Here is a 5,000-nt window from a genome sequence, read left to right as displayed (position 1 = left end):
GGTGGGTAGCTGCCTGCTAAAATAGCTCAGTGCCAGGATAATTAATTTAGACTAAAGCCTCCTTAGGTAATCTTGACCTGAGGAGGTTTTGTATTTTAGGAAATAGGGATAGTTCTAGGAAATAGGGATAGTTGTGCTTGGCCATCAGCCTACACCTAAAATTTAGCAACTTATTAAAATTTAGCCAATTAAAATACCAACTTAAAACGGAGAAAGAAATCTCAAGAGTATGCTCCCAACCGATGCCAAAGCGTTGCCTAAATTAGAACCTCCTTTAGAGGTTGTAGAATTTTGGGCAATTTCTATCCCTTTAACCAAACTCTGTGACGCCTGGTATCCAGGAATATTTCCTTGTTCTTTAAACAGTTCACTAGCAATCGTACCATCTTGGGTCGCTGCTACTTCCTCTCCCAGTCGGAAACGAGCCATACCACGAGCCAAAAAAGCTGGAGCAAAGTCAGGCTTCATGCTCAAGGTTTTGTCGTAATACTCAATGGCAGTTTTGTAGTTACCTCTTTTGGCTTCTACTACTCCCCACGCATAAAAATCTTCTGCGGTACCTGCATAATCTGGAATACCAATGGTTCCTTGTATATAAGCATTACTCAAGCTCACACCATACAATTGGGCATTAACTAAAAACGCTTCCCTCAGGTCAGTACTGAATAAGTTAGCACCAGCAAGATTAGCACCAGCAAGATTAGCACCATTGAGAGAAGCACCACTGAGATTGGCACCACTCAGGTCAGCTCCTGTCAAATTAGCACGGCTGAGATTAGCACGACTCAAATCAGCCCCAGCGAGATTAGCACCCACTAAGTCAGCCATAATCAAACCTACCCTAGTTAAATCACACCCTTGACACTGTTTGGTTGACAGTAACTGTTGAGTATGAGCTAGATTTTCAGCTTTAGCAATGGTGCTGAGGCTGGTCGTAGTTAGTAAAGCCGCAGTGGTGACAATTGTGAGTTTGATGTTCATGGAATTCATTGTTTTTCCAACAGCTGCTAATTATGAATTAGCAATTATGAATTATGAAGTGTCAATCCTAGTTGTGGTTAAAGTTTTTACTTAACGTGATAGGCTAAACGTCTAAACCCCTTTAAAGGCTACACTTTAAACCTTAAACTTTAAACCTTAAACTTTCATAATTATCCCTAATTTTTAAAAAATTGGGTGGCGAAGTTTTGCGATCGCGTTGGTGACAGTGCCCTTGCTTTGAGAATTGCCGCTGTTAAAAAGACGTAGGACACAACCCCAACTATTGCCAAGAGTATACTATTAACATATCCCATGGCATTCCACAAGGCATGCAGAGCAGAAGCATTCAGATAGCCAATGCCTATGATCTGCCAACGCTTACGGGGTTTGAGGACGCTTAACCCAATAAAATACCCGAAGTATCCACTATAAGCCATGTGTCCTGCCACTGACCCAAGAACCCGAGGAATCAGCAACTGCAATCCTAACAGGTCACCCTCCAATTCAGTAGTTGGCAGTATCACACCGTCTATAATATTCGGCACATATTGCCCTAAGGTTTCTACCAAAGTAAATCCCACCCCCGATGCTGTCCCCAATAAAATTCCATCGAGGGGTTCCCAGACACCAATTCTTTCTCGCCAAGGGGTACGCAGGAAATGTCCCAAACCATATAGTCCCAGCATAGGTATAGCCTTGAGCAACTCTTCCATTAACCCAGCACCAAAAAACATCCGGATGAATAAAGTAGTCAAGTTGATAACTTCACCTAGTTGTGGTATATCGCCAGGTAAAATTCCCCGAAAAATTTTGATAAATAGGGGCAGCAGCGGACTGACCAAAATTAAACTGGTGGATAGAGTACTACCTAAAAGCACCCACCAAGGTTTAGGTTTGCCACAAAGTTGGTAAACAAAGTAATAGGCTAATCCTGCCAAGTAGGCAGCTAGCAAAAGATTAAAAACTACTGGTTGACCAACTGCAGCAAACATTGATACGACAAAGAGTACAGTCACGATACCAGGAGCCAAAAAAGCTTTCTGATTTAAATCCCGTCCTGTTGACAAGATGGGAAACAGTTGGGTGAAGGTGACATAATCGCTCTGAGGCTTTGGTATCTTGCTAATCGGTTTTAGGGGTTTTTCTATGGCAATAGTGTGGGATGGGATGGATGGCAAATCAAGGGATGTCGTTACCTCGCACTCAAAGATGAATTTTGGACCATCGTGACCCAACTCAATCCGATCCCCTGACTGCAATTCCTGACAACCCTGCAAATATTCGCCATTCACATAGGTGCCATTCACACTATCAAGGTCACAAATTTCCCAGCGGGGACAGCCATTTTTTAGAGGGGTCAGAGGGCTAATTACCGCATGACGGCGCGATACGCTGACGTAGCGATAGGGATCTAAGGAAATTTTACAGTTAGGGTCACGTCCAATGACGTTATCCTCTAATTCAGAAAGGGGTAGTACGGCAAGTATCTCTTTGTTATCACTAGTGGAAAGCTGGCGCAGAAATCCACTGTAAACTTGACCAGTCATTGCTACTTTGGTCGTTATTGGTTATCAGAGTGGGAGAGTTTGAGAGGGAAAAGAATACCCTGTCCTCAAAGGTCGGGGATGAATATTCCGTCTCAAATAGTGTTAATATAAAAAGTAAGGGTCTCAAAAAAACAGGGCAAAAGACCCTACTCAGCTACCCTGGCCATAGGCCACGCGGGGCGCGTTCGGTGCGCGGGAAAGTCACGCCCAGGTCGATAACAGTCGCCCACGGCTGTGCCTGGGAATCCCCATCCCGGCGACGGGTGGGGAGGTTCAATCACACTACCCATGCTAATCCGGCAGGGGATTCTAGTTTCAAGAACGTTTCTTTCCTTTGCAGATCTCTCGATCAACACAGATATAGGAAACATCGACCCTGTCTTGATGCAGAGCGCGAGTGGGGGTTTTGACGGCAGTCGCTCATGGCGCATGGGTCTGTGTGCGATCGCAGTGTTCCGCACCTGTCTTGATGCAGTCGCTCATGGGGGAAACCCCCTTTGGCCGACTGCATCGCTGTAAGCCCCCTAGGAAACCCCTTTGGCCGACTGCCTCCCCAAGAACGCGCTGCATCCGTTCCGTACTTCCCAAATGCCCAACGGTCGCCTTAGCAGAGCCTTTGGATTACTTTGGCTGCATTAACATCACCAGGATAGTAATCAGTTGTGCAACGTTTTTGTATATCCTTGGATCCTAATCACCCATAGTTTTCGATGGTTTATAGCAAAGGAATTGCACCACCAAACAAATTTCAATAGTATATTTTAAGAATGTCCTTAGCCCTTTATATTCGCCCTGGCATCAAGCACCGCTAGGTAGAAAGAGAGACCACCAATAGGAATACTAGCAGCGAGGATAATTCCAGTCACCAACTTACCTAACTCGGGGTCACCATAGGAAAGTTCAAAAATTGAACCCACAGCCGCAATCCCAGCAACACAGGCAATCATCAAAAACAGAGCACTTTTTGGTGTCATCATAAGCTTTTTTGTGACAGATTATTTTTATCAGAAATCATAATATTTAAATTAGCTGTGGCGCAATCAATTATAGCTAACCGCTAAGTAATAGGTCATATCTATTGCTTTTTAGTATTTATCATGCTTGGGTTTTAGTTAATTAAGCAGTGAATATTGACAATTGCCAATTTTTAATTTATACCTTAGTTTATACCTTAATTTATACCCTATTATAAGTGATTAACCAAACTTCAGATCAAGTTTATAAGAGCAGTCACAGTTGAGTAAATTGTAGAAGGTTAAGGGAGTATAAAGATTACTGTGACTATAGCAACTGTGACTATAGCAATCGTAATTTAAAATTGAACAATAACAGGTGCTTATAGTCTTTTCCATCACCCGATCACGACCTCACCAGAGGTTTCACAAATAAAATCAGATTGGTATAGTTATTGAATGGGTTTCACCGCTTGGGGTGAGAAACCGTGCTTATTCAATTCTTCAGTCAAGGCGAGACCATTTTGCACCCGATCAACAAACATCACTCCTTTAAGGTGGTCTATCTCATGCTGAATGACGCGAGATAGTAATCCATTCGCCTTTAAGGTTCTAGGGCGTCCGTTTTGATCCTTGTAGGCTACTTCAATTTCGTCTGGACGGGTGACATCTAAATAGACACCGGGGATGCTCAAACAACCTTCCTGGCCATCACACGGAGTGCGACCAAAACTCTTGATTTCTGGGTTAATTAACACCAGTGGTTGGTTGTCTGGGTTATTAGGTTCACAATCAACCACAATCATTTGCTTATTAATCCCGACCTGAGGGGCTGCCAAACCGATACCATCCGCACTGTACATGGTTTGCAGCATTTGCTCAGCTAATTTCCGGATGTTGTGGTCTACTTTAGCAACCCGCTTGGCAGGCTGACGCAGGACGCGATCGCCTAGATAATGAATTGTTAATGGTGGATTCTCTAATTTTTTCTTTTCAACGATAAGTTCAGCAGTCATGGGGTTATCGACTTGTTAGTCAGGCTATGGTTAGGGTTAGACTAGAGCTGCTAAGGGATTAGAACACTCAACAGACAGATTCATGAATGCTTCCCCCACCTGCGTTCGCGAGGTGGGGGTATCCGTCTTGATTACAAGGGTTTATCCCTCGCGACAGGCGGCATCCTCGCCGAACATCCAGGACTTTTGCTGGCATGTTCCCCCAAGTCGTTGTCTTGATGCAGTCGCTCATGGGGGAAACCCCCTTTGGCCGACTGCATCGCTTCCGCTATGGGGCTTATTCAATGAAGCTTTTACCTGAGAGTCTGACGTTTATGAACCGACTCGAAAAGATTTATAAGTTAATTTTCCCAATCCTAGAGAGGTCGTGCCTCAGGGTTGATCAGAATCTTGTCTGTCCTTTGCCGTACCGCTCAAGATGATGCCATTATATCACATTTTGGCGCTCCTAACCCCCACCTGAACGTTCGCGCAGCGTGGCCGTAGGCCAGGTGGGGGAATGC

The 5,000-nt window shown here is 44.4% G+C and carries 5 protein-coding genes and 1 rRNA gene (1 of these 6 cut by a window edge); 2 read left to right on the top strand and 4 right to left on the bottom strand.

The window, feature by feature from the left end; genetic code table 11:
• Positions 1–38, top strand: a 5S ribosomal RNA gene (rrf, locus tag BJP37_RS07450) (it extends 80 nt beyond the left edge of the window).
• Positions 39–201: 163 nt separating this feature from the next.
• Here the strand turns inward: rrf and BJP37_RS07445 are convergent.
• Positions 202–981 (bottom strand): pentapeptide repeat-containing protein, encoded by a 780-nt coding sequence (locus BJP37_RS07445; RefSeq protein ID WP_075897685.1) that lies wholly within the window; start codon positions 979–981, stop codon positions 202–204.
• Positions 982–1,157: 176 nt separating this feature from the next.
• Complete coding sequence (locus tag BJP37_RS07440) at positions 1,158–2,528, bottom strand: PrsW family glutamic-type intramembrane protease (RefSeq protein WP_075897683.1); 1,371 nt, start codon at positions 2,526–2,528, stop codon at positions 1,158–1,160.
• A gap of 384 nt (positions 2,529–2,912) precedes the next feature.
• On the opposite strand from BJP37_RS07440, the gene BJP37_RS43370 reads away from it, so the two are divergent.
• Positions 2,913–3,047: a hypothetical protein gene (locus BJP37_RS43370; RefSeq protein ID WP_269086966.1), complete on the top strand. Its 135-nt coding sequence runs from the start codon at positions 2,913–2,915 to the stop codon at positions 3,045–3,047.
• Between the two features lie 254 nt (positions 3,048–3,301).
• Here BJP37_RS43370 and BJP37_RS07435 read toward each other — a convergent pair whose 3' ends face one another.
• Positions 3,302–3,502, bottom strand: a complete 201-nt coding sequence (locus tag BJP37_RS07435) for a hypothetical protein (protein WP_070391807.1) — start codon at positions 3,500–3,502, stop codon at positions 3,302–3,304.
• Between the two features lie 431 nt (positions 3,503–3,933).
• A complete protein-coding gene (def, locus tag BJP37_RS07430; RefSeq protein ID WP_075897681.1) occupies positions 3,934–4,497 on the bottom strand; it encodes a peptide deformylase in 564 nt (187 codons plus the stop codon).
• Between the last annotated feature and the right edge of the window lie 503 nt (positions 4,498–5,000).

Source organism: Moorena bouillonii PNG, assembly GCF_001942495.1.
In the GTDB taxonomy this organism is placed as follows: Bacteria; Cyanobacteriota; Cyanobacteriia; order Cyanobacteriales; family Coleofasciculaceae; genus Moorena; species Moorena bouillonii.
This window is presented reverse-complemented; position numbering and strand designations above follow the sequence as displayed.